At 54.2% G+C, this 19,159-nt stretch carries 14 protein-coding genes and 1 pseudogene; 5 read left to right on the forward strand and 10 right to left on the reverse strand.

The window, feature by feature from the left end:
- A partial coding sequence (locus ABX962_RS08830) for an efflux RND transporter periplasmic adaptor subunit (protein ID WP_372718566.1) occupies positions 1-1,195 on the forward strand: 1,195 nt, incomplete at its 5' end.
- 231 nt (positions 1,196-1,426) lie between these two features.
- Here the strand turns inward: ABX962_RS08830 and ABX962_RS08835 are convergent.
- The 7 genes from ABX962_RS08835 to ABX962_RS08865 form a co-directional block, all read right to left on the reverse strand.
- The gene (locus tag ABX962_RS08835) at positions 1,427-2,083 is read right to left on the reverse strand and encodes a response regulator (RefSeq protein WP_372718568.1); all 657 of its coding nucleotides are present in this window, start codon (positions 2,081-2,083) and stop codon (positions 1,427-1,429) included.
- A 451-nt stretch (positions 2,084-2,534) separates the two neighbouring features.
- The gene (locus tag ABX962_RS08840) at positions 2,535-3,962 is read right to left on the reverse strand and encodes a phosphoribosyltransferase family protein (RefSeq protein ID WP_372718570.1); all 1,428 of its coding nucleotides are present in this window, start codon (positions 3,960-3,962) and stop codon (positions 2,535-2,537) included.
- 124 nt (positions 3,963-4,086) lie between these two features.
- Positions 4,087-4,749 (reverse strand): BON domain-containing protein, encoded by a 663-nt coding sequence (locus tag ABX962_RS08845; RefSeq protein ID WP_372718572.1) that lies wholly within the window; start codon positions 4,747-4,749, stop codon positions 4,087-4,089.
- Positions 4,742-5,032 carry a hypothetical protein gene (locus tag ABX962_RS08850; protein ID WP_372718574.1) on the reverse strand — a complete coding sequence of 97 codons (291 nt, stop codon included), beginning with the start codon at positions 5,030-5,032 and terminating at the stop codon, positions 4,742-4,744. The genes ABX962_RS08845 and ABX962_RS08850 overlap by 8 nt, the downstream gene beginning before the upstream one ends.
- A 113-nt stretch (positions 5,033-5,145) precedes the next feature.
- On the reverse strand, positions 5,146-5,607 hold the full coding sequence (locus ABX962_RS08855) for a c-type cytochrome (RefSeq protein ID WP_372718576.1): 462 nt from the start codon (positions 5,605-5,607) through the stop codon (positions 5,146-5,148).
- A gap of 394 nt (positions 5,608-6,001) precedes the next feature.
- Entirely contained in the window at positions 6,002-8,011 is a 2,010-nt protein-coding gene (locus ABX962_RS08860) for a PAS domain S-box protein (protein ID WP_372718577.1), read from the reverse strand.
- Complete coding sequence (locus ABX962_RS08865; protein WP_372718579.1) at positions 8,008-10,950, reverse strand: chemotaxis protein CheB; 2,943 nt, start codon at positions 10,948-10,950, stop codon at positions 8,008-8,010. The genes ABX962_RS08860 and ABX962_RS08865 overlap by 4 nt, the downstream gene beginning before the upstream one ends.
- 456 nt (positions 10,951-11,406) lie before the next feature.
- Between ABX962_RS08865 and ABX962_RS08870 the strand changes: the two genes are divergently transcribed.
- Positions 11,407-11,535, forward strand: coding sequence for a hypothetical protein (locus ABX962_RS08870; protein ID WP_372718581.1), 129 nt, complete (start codon positions 11,407-11,409; stop codon positions 11,533-11,535).
- A gap of 577 nt (positions 11,536-12,112) precedes the next feature.
- Here the strand turns inward: ABX962_RS08870 and ABX962_RS08875 are convergent.
- Complete coding sequence (locus ABX962_RS08875; RefSeq protein WP_372718583.1) at positions 12,113-12,331, reverse strand: hypothetical protein; 219 nt, start codon at positions 12,329-12,331, stop codon at positions 12,113-12,115.
- On the opposite strand from ABX962_RS08875, the gene ABX962_RS08880 reads away from it, so the two are divergent.
- Positions 12,330-12,800, forward strand: a complete 471-nt coding sequence (locus ABX962_RS08880) for an Hsp20/alpha crystallin family protein (RefSeq protein WP_372718585.1) — start codon at positions 12,330-12,332, stop codon at positions 12,798-12,800. The genes ABX962_RS08875 and ABX962_RS08880 overlap by 2 nt on opposite strands.
- A gap of 73 nt (positions 12,801-12,873) precedes the next feature.
- Here ABX962_RS08880 and ABX962_RS08885 read toward each other — a convergent pair whose 3' ends face one another.
- The gene (locus ABX962_RS08885) at positions 12,874-13,800 is read right to left on the reverse strand and encodes a PAC2 family protein (RefSeq protein ID WP_372718587.1); all 927 of its coding nucleotides are present in this window, start codon (positions 13,798-13,800) and stop codon (positions 12,874-12,876) included.
- A 170-nt stretch (positions 13,801-13,970) separates the two neighbouring features.
- Here ABX962_RS08885 and ABX962_RS08890 point away from each other — a divergent pair, with 170 nt between their 5' ends.
- Positions 13,971-14,489 (forward strand): DUF2267 domain-containing protein, encoded by a 519-nt coding sequence (locus tag ABX962_RS08890; protein ID WP_372718589.1) that lies wholly within the window; start codon positions 13,971-13,973, stop codon positions 14,487-14,489.
- 183 nt (positions 14,490-14,672) lie between these two features.
- Positions 14,673-16,286 (forward strand): annotated as a pseudogene (groL, locus tag ABX962_RS08895) (chaperonin GroEL).
- Between the two features lie 142 nt (positions 16,287-16,428).
- On the opposite strand, the gene ppc reads toward groL, so the two are convergent.
- Positions 16,429-19,159, reverse strand: a 2,731-nt coding sequence (gene ppc / locus ABX962_RS08900; protein WP_372718590.1) for a phosphoenolpyruvate carboxylase, incomplete at its 5' end; no start/stop codon positions are given.

A 19,159-nucleotide genomic window follows, 5' to 3' on the forward strand; every position in this document is an offset into this window, starting at 1 on the left:
CCTGACAAAACTGCCCTGGATCTTGCCGATCGCACTGCTCGGCGCGTTGATCATCTTCGGGTTTATGCCGAAACCGGTCGAAGTCGACCTCGCCGAGGTTACCGTGGGGCCGTTGGAGGTTACGGTCAACGATGACGGCGAAACACGCATTCGCGAAAAATACATCGTCTCGGCTCCGGTCGTCGGGAAGCTGTTACGTATGCAGCTGGATGTAGGTGACGAAGTTCAACAGAACGTGACAGAACTCGCACATATCCAACCATCGCCACCACAGTTGCTAGACGTCCGCACGCAAGCCGAATGCGAAGCGCGTTGGCACGCCGCAGAGGCATCACTGGAGCAAGCCGAAGCGAAGTTAAGAAGCGAGCAAGAAGCGTTGGAAATGGCCCAACATGATTACGATCGAGCACGCAACTTGCGACCCAAAAATGCGATCTCTCAAGCCGAATTTGATATCGCGGATCATCGATTGCGGATCGCGCAGGCCAACATCCGGTCCGCCGAATCGGGAATCAAGGTGGCTCAGTTCGAATTGGAACACTGCCGTGCGGCAGCATCACGGTATGACGTCAACGGCGATGCGGTATCTCAAAAACCTTTCAAACTAGTGTCGCCGATCAACGGGCATGTTTTGCGGATTTTCAAAGAGGACGCCGGTGTGGTTGCCCCTGCCACACCGCTGTTGGAACTAGGCGACCCCCATGACTTGGAAATCGTGATTGATGTGCTGTCAACCGATGCGGTGAAGATCAAGCCTGGTGATAAAGTCTACATTGACCACTGGGGCGGACCGGAAACGCTGCTTGCCGAGGTGCGCGTCGTCGAGCCATCCGCGTTTCTGAAGGTGTCGGCACTCGGTGTCGAAGAGAAAAGAGTCAACATCATTGCGGACTTCGTTGACCCATGGTCACGCCGTAAAACGCTTGGCGATGGTTTTCGCATCGAGGCGAGCATTGTCATCGTGACCACGGGTGATGCAACACGGAAAGTTCCTTCGGGAGCGTTGTTTCGTGACGGTGACGCGTGGAAACTCTTCCGAGTAACCGATGGCGTTGCGGAGCTTTGTTCCGTGATACCTGGCGAGTCGAGTGGCTGGGATACCGAGATCAAATCAGGAGTTTCCGAAGGCGATATCGTCGTCTTGCACCCGACCGCGAAAGTCCAACACGGTATTCGAGTTGCCGAAGCGAACTGATTTTGGGCATCGTCAACGCTGGCTGAGGTCGTGGACACACACACACCACTCCCTCAACCGACACGGACTCGCGAAGCACGATACTCGCAGGAGGAATCGAGGACGACGAAATCCAAATGACGTCCCCGTCGCGAGAGGCGGCCCGTCCGTTCGAAATGGACGTCGGGCGGGCGGGGCCATGCAAGCGGGCGGGGCCATGCAAGAGAGGATCGCTGCAGGGAACGATGATGCTTAGCCGTTTTCCAAAACCCACTGAGTTGCTTCGCGAGTGAGCAATGATGTGTCGTCCAACTGCAACTTCTCTTTGATGCGAGCGCGGTAAGTCTCGATCGTCTTGGGGCTCAAACACATCGCCTTAGCAATCTCTTTGGTTGCCATGCCCTGGCCGATCAGACGGAACGTTTCGAGCTCTCGGTCCGATAGGGAATCAACGGGTGAGACGGGAACCGATTTCTTTCCAGCAATAACTCGGTGTAGCATTTTGGCAGAGAGTTCTTTGCTGAGAAACAATTCGCCTCCGAGAATCGTGCGGATCGCGTCGATGATCGTGTCGGTGACTTGTTGTTTGTTGATGTAGCCCATCGCGCCGGCTCGCAGCGCCCGCTCGGCGTAAAGCGACTCGTCGTACATTGACCAGACGAGCATTTTGACGTGCGGATAACGCTCTTTCACCGCTTTGATAAGGTCGATGCCACTTGTCGATTTTAAAGAAACGTCGATGACCGCGAGGTCCGGGCGAACTTCACCGATCACCGCGATCGCTTCGTTGACATCGCTCGCCTCGCCCACCACTTCTAGATCTGGTTCTAAGGCAACACGAGTGATCAATCCATCGCGTGTGGATGGGTGATCGTCGACAATCATGATTCGTTTGGTCGACAGGCTCATAGGATACGGCTGGTTCATTGGATGGCGTCTCCGGCAAAAGAAAACCCGCAACTTCCGTACCGCCATCGTCGTAAAAATAGACCCGCACTTTACCACCGATAAGCCCCGCAAGGTCGTTTTCTACTTTCCGTCCCATCCCCGACGAATCGATTTTTCATCGGAAATCCCAATGCCAGCATAACGATCTGTAGTGACAACTCGCACAGATGTGTGTCAATGGGTTCGCAACTGTAGACGTGTTGTGTTCGGCGATGAGTCACCACTGGGTGGGCGATAAATTACGTTGAGATGCAGGTTCGAGACTGAGGATTTGGCATATCGCTCACGCAAGCTGTGCCGGTCCTCTTGCATCTGTTCCATCTCGGCGGCGGGATCACTCGCAGTTTCTGGGCTTGATCACCATTCGCCGAACATGCGATTGATCTGGAAGTGTCAGCGTTAGATGTGCTTCTCATGTTTGGGGCCTCTCGTGTTTGGGGAGGTAAGACCGATGGCTGTTCAATAGGTCAACGACCTGTTGGTCGCTGATTGGCAAGAAGGACTCATAAAATTGAGCAACTGCGCTAAAGGTTGCGGGGGCGGACAAAAACACAACGCGATCACATTGCTGTTGCAGCCGACCGAGCGTACTGGGGGGGGTGACGGGGACCGCGACGATCAGCTCATGAGGTTGCTGTGATTTAACAACCTCGATCGCAGCAAACATCGTCGATCCGGTCGCGATTCCATCGTCGGTAAGGATGACCGAGCGACCAACAATCTTCGCAGCCGGATGGTCGGATCGATACAATCTTTGGCGACGCTGGATTTCATGCAATTGAATCTTTCGTTCGTCTTCCAAGTAGTCCTGCGTCAGCCCAGGAATGTCAGAAGCGAGTGGATTCAGATAGACTCGACCGTCCTCGCCCAACGCACCAAATGCCAATTCAGGTTGCAATGGCGAACGTAGTTTGTGAGCCAGCACGACATCGAGTTCCGCATGGAACGCATCGGCGATGACAGCCGCTGTAATCATGCCGCCTCGTGGTATCCCTAGCACTAGCGGGTCCAACAATTCCAACGCCGAAAGCGCAGCGGCAAGTTGGCGTCCGGCATCGTTACGATCGTGAAACACTGCACTTCCCGTTGTCTCCGTTTGTAAGTGGGTGTGCAACCAATCGCTCGCCAAACCGGAAACCTGTTCGAGCGTTCCTGGTTCGGAGAACAGATGCGTCGCGCCGGGCACGATTTCCAACCTTACGTCGCGAGGAAGCCGCCCCAACGCTTGTTGGTTTAACTCGATCACCGTTCGATCCTCGCCACCCACAATCAGCAGCGTTGGTGCTCGAACATACTCAAGGTCGTCTGCCAAGTCAGGACGTCCGCTACGGGAAACGACTGCCGCAACACAATTGCTACGCCGCGATGCTGCATTCAACGCGGCGGCCGACCCGGTGCCGGCTCCAACCAGACCGATCGGTAAACGACGTGTTGGCTCCTGCTGTGACACCCAGTCGATCGCTTCGACTAACCGTTTGCTCAGCAGTTCGATGTCAAACACGTTCCCACGGTCATCCGCTTCACTCTCACTCAATAGATCGAATAGCAACGTGGCAAATCCATTGGCTTGTAGATTCCGGGCTACGAATTGATTTCGCGGATTGAATCGGCTGTTGTCGCTGCCATGGGAAAACACGACTACGCCTGCGGCACCATTGGGAATCGATAGAATGCCGGGGAACTGTTGTGGTCCCACAAGCACGTCGAAAGTTGTCACGTTCGGTTTGGTGTGAACATCCATTGGCAACGCCTTCATGATTTCATTCGTTTTGGGGGGCATCCACAACATCATGCCGAAGCCTGAGGCCCGAGTGACCACCAAGGCTGTTGATTTAGTCAAAATGACGATAGCAGCCGGGGTCCGAGTGCCGTAACGCATCGGTCAATGCTTGGAACCCGGCCGCTTAGGCGTCGCGGCTCACTAATTCAACAACCCGCAAGCCTCAGGAAAAAAGCGTGTTTGCCTACACGGCAACGACGAGGTGGTCCTGCACATCGAGGACTCCCGAGGTATGAATGGCAATGTCGTGCGCGGCACGCTGAGCCGCTCGGCTCTTCACGCGTCCGCTAAGCGATGCGGTTCCTCCGGTGACGTGAACTTCGATCGCATCCGCCTCGACCAGCATGTTGCGCCGAATGGCGTCGCGAATGTGCGACGAGATCACCTCGTCCTCGACGACTCCGGTTGGCACAATGGTCAGTTGGTTATCGACTCGCCGGACACCGATCGTGTCACTGGCAACATGCTCGATCAAACGTTTCCGCCAGAGGCTGTCGACGGATCCTTTTAGCGAAACCTCGCCGCCGGACGAGGCCACGGTCACGCGGCTCGCGTCGACGTTGGGATTCGCTTCTAGCGCCTGTTCTACCTTCGTACAGAGGTCCGATTCCAGAGGCTCCTTGTCGAGTGACCATCGAACATCAAGCAAGTTGTCGACTCGTTGAACTCCGCTGACCAACTCGCAATCCTCCTCCGCTGCCAATTTTGCCCAGAAAGTTGGTACGGTACCTTCGAGAACCACGACCCGGTCCAACACCGTCACCTTGACGTCGTCGGCGTTGACGCGGCTGTCCCATTTCAACTGCGCGATCGCGTCTTGCGTGATTTCATCGTCTCGCTTAGTCATTTTTCATCTCCGTTAGATATGAGTGTGCAAACGTTATGGTCGCGGCATCGTCGTGCGACGTTGATTTCGCCTCGGTACGAAATGTCAGTTGCCCCGGCGTTGCCGAGGTGCGAATTGTGTGCCCGTGAAACCGCTTCTCCGTCGCGAGCATTTCGCGGGACACGGCATTCATTGCATCGAGCAGAAAAGGGGCATGCACACCACGGGGGCGAATTTGAGGTTTGAGCCTCGCTTCCCGCTGATCCGCCAAGTGTTGTTGATCCGCCAAATCGAGTGGCTCCATCGTGCCGGTTCCTGAATGGGACCGGGCATCAAGAAGATGACCGCAAAGCATGTGCCGGCGACCTCGTCAGCACGGCCTGTTGGCTCGCGGCGTGGCGCCATTAACGCCGTTTTTCAGAAGTGAAACGGAACATAGCGAGTCTGGTCGTATTGGATAACCGAATAGTGTGATTCCAGAAACGCGACCAAGTCAATCAGCTGCTGTACCGTCATTTCATTGTTGTACCGACGCATCTTCGACTCGCCGTCGGTGGCCACTTCTTCCTCGGCGTATCCGGTCGCGAATCGGTGCGATGGGTTGATGATTGACGTGACCAAATCGCCATAGGTTTGGACTTTCGTTTTCGCTCCACCAAGGGCAACCATTTTTTGATCCGCCGACGATTCGAGTGTATCAAAGGTCACACCTTTGACAGTATGGCACGCTTGGCAGTGGAGCGTTGCAAAGGTTTGTTGGCCTCGTTGAATGTCACCTTCAGGCAAGGTGAACCCTTTTCCTGACTTTGGGTCAGGGGTGCATCCGACCGAGATTAAGACCAGCAAACAAAGAGCAACGTGAATCGGCTTCATCTTCATGGAAGAACTCCAAAAGAGAAATGTCTTCGACGAAGTGCATTTTCGATGCAAGCGGTGTGCCGGTATTTGTTGCATCGCTAGGAATAGAGATGCTCGCCCACACGAGCGGGTCCACGAGTTGAAGGGTGGTATATCGCTCATGGGGCGAACAATCGCAATTTTGGCAACATTGCCAAAATCAGAATAGGGGAATGTCGCTCATCCGCTTGTCAGAAAAATTCCTACGCCTTTGTGGCAATCGAATCGCAACCTAAAACGGCAACGTCGCTGCCATCCTTGTTTTCAGCGGCATTGGGGGATGGGGCACGGCGTGAACTGAGCTTCTGGTTTTGAACATTAGGGTGGCAACAAGTTGGATCCGGTCCGCAACCCGCATGCTGCAAGCGGTTGCCGTCTACGGCGTCGCATGCACCGAACAAACCACTTCCGTGCCCCCGGTCGGGACCGAATGAACTTCTAATTCACCCTGGATCATCCGTGCACGATAGGCCATCGTTCGCAAACCCATTCCCGCTGCGGAGGTATCATCGGCCTCGATTCCGCTGCCGTCGTCCTTGATTCGCAAGACGATGTGATGATCGTCGCGTTCCAGTGAAATTGTGATGGATTGGGGATGGGCATGTCGAATGGCGTTGGTTGTCGCTTCCTGAGCGATCCGAAATAACTGCGTGGCCGTTTCGTTGTCGCGGAGTGGGACCGGCTTGTCACACTGAAACGTGCATCTCACGCCGGCCAACTCGTTGAGTTGGATCGACATTTCCGATAACGATGACATCAAACCTTCGGCGTCAATGTCGACGGGATTCATGCCTCTTGAAAGGGTTCGGACTTGAGACAAGGTTCGCTGAAGCCCCGCTTTGATCTTTTCGGCGATCTTCACCTCAGGACGCGATTCGCGTGAAAGCGAGACCACCAAAGAAGCTGCGATCATATTCAGCCCCGTTAATTCTTGCCCCACACCGTCGTGTAAATCGGTGCCGATACGGCGTCGTTCTTGCTTCGCAATCTCCACGATGTGGCGTTCCAATTCGCGACGCATCGTTACGTCTTGGCCGGTGCAAAGCAGGCCGATCAAGCGGCCGTCGGAATCGTTCAGTCGAGAATTGAACCATTCGATGTAACGCAGTTGACCGTCTTTGGTCAGAATCGGCTTGACGATTGCTTGCTCAATCTCGCCCACCAATGCGTCCTGAAACAGTCGCTGGATTGTTCCTCGATCCATTTTGGGAACAAAGGTTGCGAACCAATCGCGACCTTTCACCTCGTTGAATCGCCAGCCCGTAATTTTTTCGAGATAGGGATTGAATTCCATGATCCGCCCGTCTGTATCTAGCACCAGTGTGACATTTTGGCTTGTTTCAATAATGCTTCGATTGAACTCGTGTTCTCGTCGTAGCGCTTCAGCGAGGAGCTTACGTTCTGTGATATCACGCTGAATCGACACAAAATTAGAGTGTTCACCAACGGAGTCAAACATCGGCGATATAAAAAGCTCAACATCGTAAGGCGTCCCGTCCTTGCGGTAGTTGACCAGTTCGACAAGGCAGCTTCTGCCCGCCTTCAAGTCTTGACGTATTTTCTGCAAGGCTTCGAGGTTGGTCGCTTCGCCTTGCAGGATGCGGGGAGTTTCGCCGATCAATTCGTCTGCTTTGTACCCCGTCATTCGGCACATGGTTTCATTGACATAGATGATCTCAGGACCAGGCCATTCAAGATCGTCGCCAGTAATGATCACCCCTTCGCCCAGGTGAGCCATGGCTTCGGACAACAAACGCAACTGCTCGATACTGCGATCGAGATTTTGTGACTTATCTAAGAGGGACTCGTCCAAGTCGATATTGAGCTTCTTCAATGCGTCAAAGGCAATTCGCCGTTCGGTCTCGTCGGCAAGTGCCATCCGGCAATGGCTCAGATGACCTTGTTCGTCAGGAAATGCCAAACTTTGCAAACGAAACGTGGCCGACGCATGGTCATGGGATACCATGTTTAGCTCACAAGCACACGTCTTCGACTCTGCGAACACCTCGCGCCGATGCAGATGCCAAATGTCCTGGAATTCGTCGCTCACGAAATCACTGAACTTGCGTCCGGCGAGATGATTGCGTTTGACGTGCAGCATCGTTGCCGCAGTAATATTGGCTTGCTCGATGACGCCCTGTCGGTTGAGTGTCAAGTAGCCAACCGGAGCAAACTCGTACAGATCCGAGTAACTGTCACGGGAACGGGCGAGTTGAATTTGGGTGCGACGCAATTCCTCATTTTGAATCTCCAGTTCCATTTGATGGACTTGAAGTTCATGAAGCAGCTTCGGAAGCTCTTCGGCCGGCATCCGCTCGGCATCTTCGAGAGAGGTCTTTAGCATCGCCAGAGCACGGCTTCGCAACGATTGATCGGATTCGCTCATTCAGCTATTTCTCGCATCGTTAGCAGCAAGTGGCCTAGCACCGGAAGTGTGTTGCCGAGTCGTCTGACGCTAAGTGTGAACTTCTTTTTACCCCGATTTGCAGATTCCTGCTCAATTTCCAAATCATCCAGCGTCGCATTCTCCGCTAGGACGGCGTCAATGGCGTCCTTCAGTTTCGGTTGGTCCCATGCACTTTTATCGATTTCATAGAGCGAATGACCGATAACGTCGCTGATCTGCAATTGGAAAGTGTCGTAGAAATATTGGTTAGCGGAGAGGACCGCGAATTTTTTGTCCAGTACGACCAGCGGTTGCCGCACGGCGTTGAAGATGGATTCGAAATAGGTCCGCAGTTTCGCCGTTGTCTCGGCATCCTTGAGTTCTTGGATGTTGACGAATGTCAGCACCAGCCCGTCGATCACCTTGTCGGTCGTTCGGTAGGGCAAAATCCGCATCAAGTACCAGGTGCCATCGATGGTTTCGACCCGCTGTTTCTTCGGCACCAAGGTGTCGAGAACCGCCTTGCAATCACGGCCCAAATCAACGTTCTTTAACTTGGAAGTTAGTTCGCTCAGCGGTCGCCCCATATCGCTCGGACGTAGCGACACGATCTGTGGGGCTTGCACGGTGTAACGATTGATTTGCAAATCGTCATCTAGGAAAATTGTGGCAATGTCGGTGCTGTTGAGCAGGTTTTGCATGTCATCGTTGGCCTGCGACAAATCGTTGACCTTCGACTGCAATTCCACGTTGACTGTGGTTAACTCTTCGTTCAGCGATTGCATTTCCTCTTTGGATGTCTCAAGTTCCTCGTTCGTGCTTTGCATCTCTTCGTTGGTTGATTGCAGTTCCTCGTTGGCCGACTTGAGCTCTTCGTTGGACGTTTCTAATTCTTGCAGCGTCTCTTGATGTGTCTCACGCAAGAATTGCAACTCACGCGTGAGTATTTTGCTATCACTGACTTGTCCTGCGGGAATCACCTGGTCGGTGGACTCTTTATCTACGGTTGTACAGGCGGTTTCGGCAGGCCGGAAAGTGATGAAGATCAAACCGGTCACAGGCTCGGGTTTGGTGATCTTCTGGGCGGCAAGATGAACCACGATATAGTCGCCGTTCGTCTTGACCCGCACCTCTTTGCGGATGACTTCGTGTTCGGTCGACGATGCCAAACGGATTATCGACGCCAACTCATGCGGCAAACCCTCGCGTGCCATGTCCAAGACATTGGTCCGCGCGTGACCTTCGGCCAATTCGAAATAGTCGCCCGTGCGGCCATGCACATGCACGAGGTCGCCAATCGGGTTGACGACGACAAACGTGGGGCAAAAGCGATCCAAGGCAATCCGTTCGAGCAAAACCGCAATCTGCGATTGGCGAACCTGCGATACCACGCTGGACGGGGCAGTCGTCCTTAGCACGTCCTCGTTCTTCTTAGACGGCATCTCGGGGAGGTTGTGGACCGCTGGTGAAGATCCCTTGCGTCTGTAGATCTTCCACTTCTTGTCTACGGTCTCGAACAAATCGTCGAAATGGCCCGTCGTTTCGGATGACCCCAGCATCATCAATCCACCGGGATTCAGTGCATAGTGGAAAATTGGCATCAATTGCTTCTGCAGTTCCGCATCCAAGTAGATCAGCAAATTGCGACAGGTGATGATGTCGAGCTTCGTAAACGGCGGGTCTTTGATCAGATTCTGTGGCGCAAACACCGCCATCTCGCGAATCTCTTTGCGAACGATGTAGTGTCCGTCGTCATGGGAAAAGTAACGCTCGAGTCGCTCGGGCGATACATCCGCGTTGATCCCTGCGGGAAAACGCCCCAATCTCGCACTTTCGATCGCCGCGCTATCCAAGTCGGTACCAAAGATCTGATAGTTAAAACGTAGCTTCAGTTTCTCGGCACATTCTCGCATGACGATCGCGAGCGTGTAAACTTCTTCACCCGTCGCACATCCTGGCACCCAGACTCGGAGTGTCTTGTCGCCGCCCGTTGCGTTGTCACGAAGCGATTTCATTAACTGTGTCAGCGGTCCCTTGGCGAGCGTCTCCCACGATTCGGGATCACGGAAAAAACTGGTGACACTGATCAACAGTTCTTTGAATAAAAGTTCGATCTCGTGCGGGGTCTGTTCTAAAAAGCGAACGTACGCTTCCGGCTGAGTGATCTGGTGGATGTTCATCCGCCGTTCGATTCGACGCCGAATGGTGTTCACTTTGTAACCGGAGAAATCGTGTCCGGTATGCGTGCGAAGCAACTTCAATAGTTTCGCCATCGGCTCCGCTTCGATCACAAGGGGCTGAGCGGCGGGCGATGAATTGCCGGAAGATCGCGTGCCACTCAGGAAAGGTCCGCGGGCATAGGCGATCAGTTGCTCGGGCATTTCGGATGGAGCCAATACGTAGTCGGCCATCCCAGTGGCCTCGGCGCTGGACGGCATTCCCGCAAATTTCGCCGAATGCGATAGTTGCACCATCGCCATTCCAGCGCCGGCTTTAATCGCTTTCAATCCGAGCGTTCCATCGCTGCCGGTTCCCGAGAGCACGATGCAGATGGCATATTCTTTTTGGTCTTCGGCCAATGAGCGAAAAAAAGAGTCAATCGGCAGGCGGTCCGACAGAGTATCCTCCTCGATTCGTCGCAATATTCCATCATGGATCGTCAAGCGGCCCCCTGGTGTGCCAACGTAAACATGGTCGGGCTGCAGTTGAATTCCATTGGCTGCGGCGACCACCGGCATCTTGGTTTCACGCGAGAGCAATTCTGGCAGCATACTAGTGTGTCCAGGATGCTGGTGCGTCAGGATGACAAACGACATGCCGGTATCGGGCGGCAAATGGTCCAACAATTCATCGAGTGCTTCGAGCCCGCCTGCCGAAGCACCAATGCCAACAATGGGGAAGCGTTTCGTTGTTGGTTTGTCCTTCGTCAATGTCATCATCCCACGAAAAGTTATTGGCTAGTCTGCTGAAAGTTTAGTCCGCTCAGCCCCAATCTCACAGGCTATGGAACAGCCAAATTGTCACCCAGGGGTTTCGGTCAACGTGCCGGCTGAACGTTGATTTACGCTTTGCCAGCTAAGCAGCTAAGCAGCAACCGGCGGACGGCCGGTTTCAGGTGTGCAAATACGGATCATTGATCCGCTGTCGCACGCCGAAGTGCGCGTGGGCGAGCCAACGCGGGTGGTGGATCCGAGGAGGAGCATGATCTTGGAATTTTAAAATTTGCTCCAATGGAGAGCCGATTTCGATTCAAGGTAGTGGGTAGCGCGCGTGCGATCTTGCGAGTGTCGATGAGACGGTTTCACTACGATTACTGGACGCCAGTAATCGCTTTTCGAAGATCGGCGGCGAAGGGGTGCCATACGCGTCCGCCGAAATGACGATTGCACAATGCCTTGCATCGCCTCCCCGACGATGAAATTCGCCATCTTGCGGTGACGACGATCCCCGATGCTAACAAGGTCAAACGTCTGGGGGTGATCCCTACTCCTTCGCTGGACACTTCGGCGACCGAGATCGCATGACAATTTTTTGACCCAAAATAAATTTCGGCAGTTTGGATTCCCAAACCAGCTGACATTATCGGAGTCAGCGTGATCGCAATCTGTCGCCGAGGAAATCGCGATTTAAGTGCGTTGCAGCGGAGCGCACTGGAACGAAACGTCGACACCAGTTCAGCGCACATTCCTATGCCAGGAAATTCCTGACACGCATACCGGGTTGTTCGCGACTGGCCGTTGGTGGGAGGTTGCATACATTTCGGATACGTTTGCCTTTTCGTTTCTTGCCTTGTCTAGGGTGATGGGGATCAGGCAGCTGGCCTGCACTCGCGAGTGCCACTCCATCTCGTCACTTCGGAGGATATCGATGCATCGAAGCCAACTCTATTTCAATCAAGATTGTCCTGTTTGCGGTCGTGGTATGCGAGTGCGAATCGAATTGCTCGGAAGAGAAGTTGCATGCGGGCAATGTACTGCTGTGGTCGTTGCATCGGATGAGGAGGACTATCGATGGGTTGGCGTGTCGCATCCGAAGAAGACTGAACATTCGAAGCAAACCAAACCAACGCAAACTCGGCAGTTCGAGTTTGCAGGCCGGTAGCTAGGCGGCTCGGCACACGTCTTGCTGGTTGTGTATTGTCCCAACGGAATGGCCGAGGACTTTGCCACGTTGGTTGAGAAACCTAGCAAACACCGATCCGACGAACAAATCATTCATGGCTAGCCGCGGGGGCAGCAGGGTCCCCGCATCACGAAACAACCCGCGGCTAGCGTTTTCATTTCCAGGCCAAATCTTCCATTTCGAAGGAAACCAATCCATGTTCAAGAACCTCATTCCGCGGAAACATCAAAGAGATCCTGAGTTGATGGAAATCGACCCCAACAATGAATTGGCGCAGTTCCGCGCCAACTTCGACCGCATGCTTTCAAATTTGTGGCGTGGCGATTTGGACGATGCTTGGAATCATGGTTGGGGATGTGACGTGCAAGATGCGGAGGACGAAATCATCGTCCGTGCTGAAGCACCCGGATTTGAACTCGACGAAATCGACGTTCGACTGTCGGCAGGTCGTTTGGTGATGCAGGCTGAACACAAATCCGAGCAAGATAACTCTGGAAACGGGGGCGGTCATTTCACCAGCTATGGGAAATTCTATCGGACGATGAGCGTGCCGGCGGGCATCAAAGACGACCAGATCGAAGCGAGTTACAAGAACGGTATCCTGGAGGTGCATTTGCCCAAGGGCGAAGAAGCCAAGTCCAAACGCATTGCTGTACAAGCGAAATAGCGTGCCGACGGAAATCTAGATTGGATGGATCGGTCGAATCGTTTGGATTCGACCGATCGAGTTGTTCAAGACGCTATGGCTCTTTGAACAAATCCAAGAACCGATCCTCGTAGTCCTCGAACACACCCAATCGGTCAAGCTCGTTTTTCAGTTCAAAGGCGCGGCTGCGGTCCTGTGCCGCGATTTCGAATAATGATTCGATACGCTGTTCGTTTTCCTCCGAAATCCCAGACAGCAACTTCCAATCTTCACCCACCGTCCCCTCTCCTTTCTGCGGTTCGGGCTCAAGACTCCTTCGCATTTCGGCGACAATCTGTACCAGCCGATGTTCGGTTTGTTCGGAATGCTGAGCCAGTTCGGCTAAATCCAGCTCGATCTTTGCCATCTTCACGAACACGCGAAGCACCGCCAGCGACGCTTTCGGATAGAGCATTTGAACGAAGATGTGTGGCATTTCGCCGAGTAAACAAATGCCCGGCATTCCTTTCTCCGCCGCGGCAGCAAGCAACACGCCATTGAGTCCGCCGACTTGGCCATCGTCAAGTGGACTGACATCAAACTGCCTCGTCACATCGAGCAACGACTGCTGTGTTGCAGCAGCGAAAACACGAGCTTCGGTACCAGGCTGCATGTCGGTTGCCATTGCCGCGAAGGTAAACAGTCGCTCGACTCCTTGATCGCAAGCAAAGTCGATCAGCTGTTCACAAAACGCCATCCTGCCGAGGTTCGGCTGCGACTCGCCGATGAACACGATCACGTCGCGTCCGCCTGAGGGGGCCTTCCAAGAAAACAGTCGGCTGCGAGGCCGCAGCGGCTTCTGCACCAAGCCGTCTTTGACAATCGCCGCATCGATATCGAATAGCTCACTCGCAGATAGCTCGGCGAATTGGTTCATCCCCAGCTTGGACATTAAATAGTAACCTGCGCTCAGAGCAACGTGCCCCATACCGGGCCAAACCGCGATCAACCAAGGGTGATCAAGTTGGGGTGCGTCCGTCATTGTCAATACCTCCACGTTATCATTGATGCAAAACGTGCGCCTTTTCGTGGTGGAACCTTCTCCGCTTGTGAAGGGAATCGTTGCAAGCGGGGACGGCTGCCTTACTTTGGTCCGCCACTTGCATTTGGTTGCATTGTCGATTCTCAATCTAATCAACGGAGCAATTGATCATGGCTGACACAACCGTTTATCGAAACGTCCACGGTGTCGAAGAGTTCTTCTATGTTGACAACGTCAAGCCCGGTGATCTTGAACCCACAAGCCGTGAGCATAAGAATATCCCCGCGCTCGCGTCGACGGTTCAAAAGACAAAGCAGTGGCTTAACGAGTTAATGCACGAGATGCAGTGGGAGGACTCACAAAAGACGTACCGCGGACTGCGCGCTGTTTTGCACGCTCTGCGCGACCGTTTGACCGTTCATGAAACGGCTGACTTTGCCTCGCAACTACCAATGCTTCTTCGCGGCATGTTCTACGAAGGCTGGCGACCCCATGCGGTGCCAGTGAAAGACCGCACCAAAGAAGCGTTCTTGACTCATGTTTTCAAAGCCTTTGCCGACGACCCAAGCGTGGATCCCGAGCGGCTGACCTACGCCGTCATGAAGGTCGTTAAAACCCATGTCAGCGAAGGAGAAATGGATGACGTCCGAGCCATCTTTCCCAAACCACTTCGTGAGCTGCTGCTATAACTCGATGAGTGCTGCCACTCATTTAACAAAGGATCCTAGTCGGTCTGGATCAAGCTTCTGATCGCAGGGTTGTGCATTGGACCTTGCCGTTATCCGTTACCCGATAGTCGTGAGACGGTCGACGCCAGTGGCGCGATCTAGTGAGCAGATCGCCTTTCATTCGCCCTTTATAAGAAGAAGAATATGTCGAAACTGATTGCATTTGATAATGCCGCGATGGAGTCGATCCGTCGTGGTGTTGTGACTCTCTCCAAGGCCGTCAAAGCGACGCTCGGTCCACGCGGTCGGAACGTGATCCTAAAGTCGAAGTTTGGTGCTCCGACGGTGACCAAAGATGGCGTCACGGTCGCCAAGGCGGTCGAGCTGGATGACCCCTTGGAAGATGTTGGCGCGCAAATGGTGCGACAGGTCGCTTCGCAAACCAACGATGTCGCAGGCGATGGAACGAGCACGGCGACGGTTCTCGCGGAAGCAATCTTCAGCGAAGGATTGCGGGCCGTGGTCGCCGGAGTGCGGCCGGTCTATATGAAGCAGGGGATCGAGTATGCCGTCCAAGACATCGTCACGCAGCTAAAAAAGATGTCGGTGCCAGTGAAAGATAACCAGCAAATTGAACGAGTGGCTTCGATTGCTGCCAACAACAACGAACGGGTTGGTAAACACGTCGCCGAAGCTTTGGCAAAGGTCGGCAAGGATGGCGTCGTCACGCTCGACGAAGGCAAGTCGACAGAAACTGAAATCGAATGGGTCGAAGGGATGCAGATGGATCGAGGCTATCTGTCACCTTACTTCATCAATGACACTCAAAAGATGGAGTGTATTTTGGACGATGCTTTGATTTTGATTTGCGAAAAGAAGATCAGTGCGATCAAGGACCTCGTTCCGCTGTTGGAAAAGACCGCTCAGGCGGGTAAACCCTTGCTAATCATTGCCGAGGACGTTGACGGCGAAGCCCTCGCCACCCTTGTGGTGAATCGACTTCGAGGCACGCTGAGCGTGGCTGCGGTGAAGTCGCCAGGGTATGGCGATCGACGCAATGCGATGCTCGAAGACATTGCGATCCTGACCGGCGGCACACCGCTATTTGAAAGTTTGGGAGTGAAATTAGAATCCATCGAATTGGATTCCCTCGGCCAGGCACGCAAGGTGATCATCAATTAAGACACGTGCACCCTCGTCGAAGGACATGGCGAGAGCGACAAGATCAAAGCACGCATCGAGCAACTTCGCACCGAACGGTCCAAGACGACCAGTGACTATGACCGAGAGAAACTGGACGAGCGAATCGCCAAGTTGACCGGTGGTGTGGCAAAGATCAATGTTGGCGCGATGACCGAAACCGAAGTCAAAGAACGCCACTTCATGTACGAAGACGCGATTGCTGCAGCGAAAGCGGCTAGTGAAGAAGGTATCGTGCCGGGCGGAGGTGTCGCGCTATTGCGGGCGTCGTTAGCCATCGAGCGCGCGGGGATGCACGAAGACGAATTGGTGGGCTACAAGATTGTCCAACGAGCTTGCCGTTGGCCGCTGACGTGCATCGTTGAAAACGCGGGGCAAGACGGAAGTTTGGTCTGTGAAAAGGTGGCGGAAAAAACAGGTAACTTTGGCTACAACGCGATGACGGATACTTACGAGGATTTGATGGAAGCGGGCGTGATTGATCCGGCGAAAGTCGTTCGCTGTGAAATCCAAAATGCCGCCAGCGTTGCAGCACTCCTACTAACCAGCGACGTCATGATTGTCGATAAACCCGAAAAGGAAGTGTCAAAAGTGTCCACCGACATGGGCATGTATTAGGACGACGTAATCGAGTCATGAATTGGCTATCGCGATCATGAACGAATCGCCGCGGACAGAAAACGCCGATGAAGAAGCAAGTCAGCGATGAACGTGTCCACGGCGGAGCCGGTCTGGAGGAAGATGGCCCCCCCTGTCGCGCTTAGCCGGTATTCTTCAGCCCGGCGGCGATGCCGTTGATGGTGATGTAGAAGGCTTGCTGCAACTCGGGATCTTCGCTGCCGCCGCTCTGTTGCCGCATCTGTTTCAACAACCGCACCTGCAGGAAGTTCAGCGGGTCGACGTACGGATTTCTCAGACGGATCGACCGCTGCAGCGTGGGTTGATTTTCCAGCACCGCACGTTGTCCGGCAACGCGTAGCACCCAATGCTCGGTCAGCGAGTAGGCCGCTTTGATCGACTCATAAATCTCCTCACGCACCGTCGCATCGCTGACCAAGTCGGCATAGCGGCGAGCAATGCCCATGTCCGCTTTGCCCAGCGCGACCTGCAGGTTGTCGGTCATTGCCCGAAAGAACGGCCAATGGCGATGCATCTCTTGTAGTAACGCCAAATTCTTCTCTGCGTCATCACCGCTGCCGACAAACGCCGCGATCGCCTGACCGACGCCATACCATGCAGGCAAATTGTGCCGACTTTGCATCCAGCTGAATCCCCACGGGATCGCACGCAAACCAGCCAGCACATCGTTTCCCTTTCGCCGCGCCGGACGTGATCCGATTCGCATGCTACTCAGTTCGTTGATCGGTGTCGCTTCCTGCCAATACTGCAACAGTGCCGGCGTTTCATAGATGAATTCGCGGTAGCTGCGAAACGCCGTGGCCGAAAGCTGTTCCATCGCGTCCAACCAAGATTTTTTTGGAGTCGCCTTTCGCTTGTGAGCCGGCGTCGAAGCAACCAACACCGCGCTAACGAGTTGCTCTAAATGACGAGCCGCAATCTCGGGGTGGAAGTAGTAATCATTAATCACCTCGCCTTGTTCCGTGATACGAATACGCCCTTCGACGGACCCCGGCGGCTGAGCCAGGATGGCGCGGTTGGCTGGGCCTCCGCCTCGCGCGATGGTGCCGCCCCGACCGTGAAAAATGGTCAGTGACACGCCGTGCTCGCGGCAGCATTTCGTTAGCCGATCCTGCGCCTGATACAGTTCCCAGGTCGCTGTCAGAAAACCGGCGTCCTTGTTGCTGTCGGAATAGCCGATCATCACGTTCTGTTCCATTCCCTGCGCCGCAAGATGCTCGCGATAAGCAGGATGAGCGAACAATTTTGTCATGACCTCTGGCGCGTTTTTCAAGTCGTCGCGAGTCTCGAACAACGGTGCGATCGCAGGCAGCGCCTGTGGATTGCCATCACTCCGCTGACACAGTCCATACCATTTTGCCAATAGCAATACGGCCAGTACGTCGTCGACGTCCTTGGACATGCTGATGATATACGGTCCGATCATCTCTGGGCCGTATAACTCCACCGCTCTCGCAATGACCCGAAACAATTGCAAAAGCTCGGCGGTGGTTTCGCTGTAGTCGCTCGGTTCGCCGATCTCGGGATTGTCGCTGGCAAGTTGCGCCGTCAACAATTCGGCTCGTTCCGCTGGAGTGAGTTCCAAGTAGTTCGAGGAGACACCCAGCTTGGCAAAAATCTCGGCCAACGCTGCGTCGTGATAATCGCTGAACTGACGAATATCCAATCGTGCTACGTTGACCCCAAAGACGTTGGCTTGGACCAACGCGTCTTTTAACTGCGCGTCGGCGATCGTATCGGTACGTCCGTTGCGCAGACTAAGGTCAATGCTCTCTAGCGGTTTTAGCAGGTCCGCTGCTGTGCGCAATTCGGCCATCGGCGAGTTGTCGTCTTCCAACAATCGCGATTTGACGGGGTCATGATTGGCATCATTCAAATCCGCTTTTAACGCCGCGGCCAGCAAGCGATAGGGCTCGTCCGGATACTGCTCCGCCAGAAACTTGACGTGTCCCGAGTTGCCTGCCAATTCCTGTTCAAGCAATTCAAGCAGCTCCTTTGCAGGCGTATGCAATTGCTCGCTGAGACTAAGCGTCCGTGTTAGCGCCCCGGCGGTCTCGCCATGCCGCGACAAAGCCATACCGCGATGCAGCCGTAGTGTTTCGGCAGTAACAAACGCCGTGACGTTGGGATTGCCATCACGATCGCCACCGATCCAGCTGCCGAATGTCAGAAACCGCTTGGGCAGTTGCACCGAGGGAAAATGTTCGGCGAGCGCTTCTTCCATCTCGCGATAGATCTTCGGAACGACATCCCAAATCGTCTGGTCGAAATAGTAAAGCCCCGTTTTAACTTCGTCGGTAACGGTCGGTTTCGCTTGCCGAGCTTGCGACGTGAGCCACATCCCGGTGATCTCGGCTAACATTCCCTGTTTCACGCGTACTTCATCTGCCGGCAACAAGTTCATCTCGTCCAGATGACGGAGGCCTTCTTCGATCCGTTTTAGTTTCGAGATCAAAGTACGGCGTTTAGCTTCGGTGGGATGTGCCGTGAACACGGGCTCGATATGCAGCCCCTGCAACATGTTCTGCATGTGCAGCTCGTCGACCCCGGCGTCGGCCAGTTCCGCGATTGCAGCACGAATCGATTCGGCGATCGGTTTCGGCGACTCCATTTTGATTCGTGTCCGCAGCACCCTCGCGCGATGGTGCTCTTCGGCGACATTGATCAATTGAAAGTAGAGCGTGAAAGCTCGGGCCACTTCACAGATCTGTTGCAAATCCAAATCGTCCACGATCTCGGCGATTCGGACGGCGACTTCGTCCGCCGAGTCGTGATCGTGTCGACGCACTTTCGATAACGCACGAAAACGTTCTTCGAGTTCGAACGCATTGACCCCTGCTTGGCGGCGGATC

This window comes from Novipirellula sp., assembly GCF_041583735.1.
In the GTDB taxonomy this organism is placed as follows: Bacteria; Planctomycetota; Planctomycetia; order Pirellulales; family Pirellulaceae; genus Novipirellula.

Excerpts from the sequence above, each read along its gene's own strand:
- ABX962_RS08835 (WP_372718568.1), bottom strand. The coding sequence starts at position 2,083 with ATGAGCCTGTCGACCAAACGAATCATGATTGTCGACGATCACCCATCC.
- ABX962_RS08845 (WP_372718572.1), bottom strand. The coding sequence starts at position 4,749 with ATGACTAAGCGAGACGATGAAATCACGCAAGACGCGATCGCGCAGTTG.
- ABX962_RS08850 (WP_372718574.1), bottom strand. The coding sequence starts at position 5,032 with ATGGAGCCACTCGATTTGGCGGATCAACAACACTTGGCGGATCAGCGG.
- ABX962_RS08855 (WP_372718576.1), bottom strand. The coding sequence starts at position 5,607 with ATGAAGATGAAGCCGATTCACGTTGCTCTTTGTTTGCTGGTCTTAATC.
- ABX962_RS08860 (WP_372718577.1), bottom strand. The coding sequence starts at position 8,011 with ATGAGCGAATCCGATCAATCGTTGCGAAGCCGTGCTCTGGCGATGCTA.
- ABX962_RS08865 (WP_372718579.1), bottom strand. The coding sequence starts at position 10,950 with ATGATGACATTGACGAAGGACAAACCAACAACGAAACGCTTCCCCATT.
- ABX962_RS08880 (WP_372718585.1), top strand. The coding sequence starts at position 12,330 with ATGTTCAAGAACCTCATTCCGCGGAAACATCAAAGAGATCCTGAGTTG.
- ABX962_RS08875 (WP_372718583.1), bottom strand. The coding sequence starts at position 12,331 with ATGGATTGGTTTCCTTCGAAATGGAAGATTTGGCCTGGAAATGAAAAC.
- ABX962_RS08885 (WP_372718587.1), bottom strand. The coding sequence starts at position 13,800 with ATGACGGACGCACCCCAACTTGATCACCCTTGGTTGATCGCGGTTTGG.
- ABX962_RS08890 (WP_372718589.1), top strand. The coding sequence starts at position 13,971 with ATGGCTGACACAACCGTTTATCGAAACGTCCACGGTGTCGAAGAGTTC.